At 41.9% G+C, this 4,461-nt stretch carries 3 protein-coding genes and 2 pseudogenes; 1 reads left to right on the top strand and 4 read right to left on the bottom strand.

What is annotated here, in order from left to right; translation table 11 throughout:
• Positions 1-207: 207 nt before the first annotated feature.
• The 4 genes and pseudogenes from tnpB (ACY3FQ_RS01230) to tnpA form a co-directional block, all read right to left on the bottom strand.
• Entirely contained in the window at positions 208-402 is a 195-nt protein-coding gene (gene tnpB, locus ACY3FQ_RS01230; RefSeq protein ID WP_489773526.1) for an IS66 family insertion sequence element accessory protein TnpB, read from the bottom strand.
• A pseudogene (gene tnpC, locus ACY3FQ_RS01235) lies at positions 350-1,786 on the bottom strand (IS66 family transposase); the annotation flags it as partial. The gene tnpB (ACY3FQ_RS01230) and the pseudogene tnpC, both read right to left, overlap by 53 nt.
• 74 nt (positions 1,787-1,860) lie before the next feature.
• Entirely contained in the window at positions 1,861-2,196 is a 336-nt protein-coding gene (gene tnpB, locus ACY3FQ_RS01240) for an IS66 family insertion sequence element accessory protein TnpB (protein ID WP_004669045.1), read from the bottom strand.
• Positions 2,193-2,621 carry an IS66-like element accessory protein TnpA gene (gene tnpA / locus ACY3FQ_RS01245; RefSeq protein ID WP_489773527.1) on the bottom strand — a complete coding sequence of 143 codons (429 nt, stop codon included), beginning with the start codon at positions 2,619-2,621 and terminating at the stop codon, positions 2,193-2,195. Before tnpA ends, tnpB (ACY3FQ_RS01240) begins: the two co-directional genes overlap by 4 nt.
• Positions 2,622-2,705: 84 nt before the next feature.
• On the opposite strand from tnpA, the pseudogene ACY3FQ_RS01250 reads away from it, so the two are divergent.
• A pseudogene (locus ACY3FQ_RS01250) lies at positions 2,706-4,304 on the top strand (esterase/lipase family protein); the annotation flags it as partial.
• Between the last annotated feature and the right edge of the window lie 157 nt (positions 4,305-4,461).

A 4,461-nucleotide genomic window follows, 5' to 3' on the forward strand; every position in this document is an offset into this window, starting at 1 on the left:
CTTCAAGATGCTGAACTTTGGTATCTAATTGTTGGTTATCTTCTGCGAGTTGTTGATGCTGCATTGCCAACTGTCTGGTAAATTCCAGCAGTTGTTCATGGGTCAGTTGGCTTAAGTCAGGCAGCGTATTCATGACCGCAGTATGCCTGAGGTCATGACGCAGAGGAAATAGAACGTTTGGAGAATAGCAGAATGCACCAACCTGGTTTAGAGCATCGTCACTACCTGCTGTCGTCCAATGCGCTGCCAGGGCAAACCCTGGATCAGTGCCTGTAACTGTTCCGGGCTGAGGGCTACGCTTTCACCCTGGTGAACTTTAGCCCAGTGAAATTTGCCCTGTTCCAACCGCCGGGCACACAGCCAGCTCGACCCAATTATTGCAAATAGGCAGATTGCCATCATCTAGATAACGGCTTAAGGCTTCCCAACGTTTTAGGCTGTAATTAATAGCTTTAGCAGTTGCAGAGCTTGAGGGTACTGCAAGTTGATGTTGTGTCAGCCATTCATAGAGTTGCTGCATAACAGCTTGACTATACTGTTGCCGGTACTTATAGCGTTGTTCTGCTGTACCGTCGGTATTTTTTCTTATTTCAGCCTCTATCGCATACAGCTTCTGAATCAAGAACAAAGCCTGTTCTGCAATCTGACTTTTCCCGGTCACATGCAACTCATGAAATTTACGTCGTGCATGTGCCATGCAGCCCACCTCAATGACCTGGCCTGATTTAAAGCGTGCTTTGTAGCCACTGTAATCATCACAGACCAGATGACCTTGCCAATCTTTTAGAAAGGCTTCGGCATGTTCACCAGAGCGACTGTCTTGAAAGTCATAAATCACGGCTTGAACTGGATTATATTGGGTTGTTGCATAAGCCCAGACATAACCTTTCTTCGGTTTTTTATCTTTATCATCCATCCGCATGATGGTGACGGGTGTTTCATCTGCATGAATCACCGCTTGCTGTAGGATCACCTTTCTTAATGCATCGGTTAGGCGTTCTAACTCTACACCACAGCGACCAATCCAGTCAGATAAGGTTGATCTGGACAGATCAACACCTGCGCGTAGAAAGATCTGGCGCTGACGGTACAGCGGTAAATGATCTGCATACTTCGATACCAGTACATGGCTGAGTAATTCAGGACTGGCAATGCCTTTCTCAATCACATAGGCCGGCATTGCTTGTTGGGTCAGTGTGTCACATTGATCACACACCCATTTGCCTCGAATATGCTGTTCCTTATAGAACTGTGCCGGTCTGAAATTCAGTTTTTCACTGATATCTTCACCGATACGACGCAAGGCACAGCCACAGGCACATTCTGTCGATGCAGGTTCATGCTCAATACGGATGGTGTGTAGATGATCTGGTAATGGTCGACGTTTAGGTTTGTTGGCTGTGGCTTTCTGCGCAGCTGCATCGGTTTTAGCTGCATTCAGTCGTTCCAGTTCCAGATCAACCGCTGCGATATCTTCTTCAACCGCTTCGTCCCATAGGTGGATTTGTTTTGCGGTTAGATGTTCGTTTTTACTGCCGAATTTATGCTGTTTAAATAGTGCGAGCTCATGCTCGTATTTTTGCGTGAGAATAGAGAGATGTTGGTTGCATGCTTCAAGATGTTGAACTTTGGCATCTAATTGTTGATTTGATACTTCTAGATGTTGAACCTTGGTATCTAACTGTTGATTTGATTGCGCTAGAGACTGATGCTGAATCGCCAACTGCCGGGTAAATTCCAGCAGTTGTGTATGGGTCAGTTGGCTTAAATCAGGCAGCGTATTCATGACCACAGTATGGCTGAGATCATGAATATGTGTAAATAAAACGTTTGGAGAATAGCAGAATGGATGAGCTTGGTTTAGAGCATTGTTACCACTTGCTGCAGTCCGATTCTCTGCCAAGCTAAACCTTGGATCAGTGCCTGTAACTGTTCCGGGCTGATCGCCACGGTTTCACCCTGGTGAACCTGAGCCCAGTGAAATTTGCCCTGTTCCAGCCGCCGGGCACACAGCCAGATACCCAGTCCATCATGCACCAGCACTTTCATGCGATGGCCACGTTTATTACAGAACAGGTAAGCACAATGCGGTTTGATATAGCCAAAGGCTCTCAGCACCTGAGCCATGGCCGTATCCATACCTGCACGCATATCCATCGGCTGGGTAGAGAGCCAGATTTCATCGATACGGATCATTTGATCAAGCCCTGAATTAAAGGCAGTAATTCCTTTGCCGACTCCACCGGCCAGTCGATCTCGATCATCTGATCCCTTGCGGAACCTTGTTCCTTATGCAATGGAATCCTGATATGAGCGACAGCATTCTTCTCCGGCACAGGTGGTGGAGGTGTTTCTTGTCTGACTGGAGTCGGGTGAAGAATGACGGGAAGAAAGTCGGTCTGTGGACTGGGTGAGCTTTTTAATGCCGGGACCATTGATCTGGACTGGCGAATCCATTTATGTAGCAGATTGGCATTGATCTGATGTTGCATTGCCACCTTGGCCACCGATGTGTCTGGCTGCAGGCAAAGCTCGACCAGGTGCTGTTTAAACTCAGTTGCGAAGATTCTGCGGGTTCTTTCTGTCGTTTGTTCAGTGTCTATAAAAGTGTCTAAGGCCATAAACATAATGTCCATTTATAATAAATAATGGACACTATCGGGATATTGAGCAGATAAGAAAAGTGGGGTTCAGCGGACGCTTACGATGCATTAGATAAAAGTATCCGTTATAGTTATGCTTTTTTGTTTAAAACATCACGTCAACCACAAGATCGTATATTTGATAATCGTCAAATTCAAATCCGAGATTTTTATAATCAAGCACTAACAGAACTAATTAACGCTTATAGTGTAAGAAGCGTATCCAATACTATCCCACCAAAAATAAAAATAGGTAAAAGTACATATTCAATTGATACTCAATCATATCAAAAACTACAAGATATGGAGCTTGAAAAATTCACATCAAGCTATAATATGAACTTTTCAGGTTTAAGAACCATTAATCGTCGTGATGGTTTTGGATCTGATTTTGTTGCAGTACTTTCCAGTAAAACTGATCCTTCTAAAATTGAAAATAAGTATATTTTAGATCCATTAACATATAATTATCCAAATGGGGTTAATCCAAATATTCATAAAGCTAGATATCTATCATCGACTTTAATTGCCCAACCAAAAAATAAAATAGAAACATTGGATGAGGTATTAAATAGTCCAGATTTTGAAATAAAAATTTACGACCCTTACAACATAGCAAAAGTCAATATTGCGGGAAAGGATTATTCACTTGCTGCAAACTTCTCAGCTCCATATGGTTTATGGTTATCTGAAAATAATTTAAGCCTAACCGCTTATCTTTCTCTTATTGATTATAAACAAAAAGTGACCATGCCCCAACTATATATGCTTGAACCTTACAATCCAAACAAAAAAGTCATTGTATTAATACATGGCCTTGCTAGTAGCCCACAAGCATGGATTACCCTTACAAATGACATAATGGGAGACACAACTCTTCGTGAAAATTATCAAGTTTGGCAAGTATTTTATTCAACGAATATGCCAATCTTAGAAAGTCGTTTTCAAGTGTATGCATTATTAAAACAAACCTTTGCCACCCTTAATCCTCAAGATTCAGCCGCAAAAAATGCTGTACTTATTGGTCATAGCATGGGAGGAATCATCAGTCGTCTTTTAATGAGTAATGCTGATATTTCACAAGAGGCATTACCAATGATGAATAGTCACGAACTTGCTCGGATGAAAGAACATCCCGCAGTTGGCGAACGGTTAAAAATGACTCCAATTCCAAACTTTGACCGTGTTATTTTTCTTGCTACTCCACATCATGGAACAAGGTACGCAGATCGTTGGTTCACATTAACTGCTCGCAAGATTATTCGTTTACCTTCTAAATTCTTAACAACATTAACAGATACATTAAATAGTGATGATACTAACCTTAGAGATTTCGTTAAAATTCTTAATGATAATACTCTTCAAAATGGTCCAAGCGACCTCAGTACCAAATCAGAGTTTATGCAACTTACTACAAATATACCTCTTAAAGAAGGCTTAGCTTTTCATTCTATTATAGGCAATATCACAAAGAGTGATGATCCCAGTGTGATTACCGATGGTGTTGTTCCCTATACAAGCGCCCACTTAGAAGGAGCTATTTCAGAAAAAATATTTAGAGGCGGTCATTCTATTCAGGAAGAGCCTGAAACCGTTTTAGAGCTTCGTCATCTCTTACGTCAGCATTTAGTTGATCATGGCTTATATAAACCGAAAAACTGAAACTAATAAGTTTCCAAATATGAAATATACCCTGAACAGGCTAAAGTGTTATCATCCTAGCCTGTTATTTTAATCTACGATCACTCGCGCCTATCTAGCATCAAGGTATAAGCTGGCGTTTAAAAAGCTTAAAAGCACAGTGCCAGCGTTAAATGCC

Source organism: Acinetobacter sp. AB03, assembly GCF_058107045.1.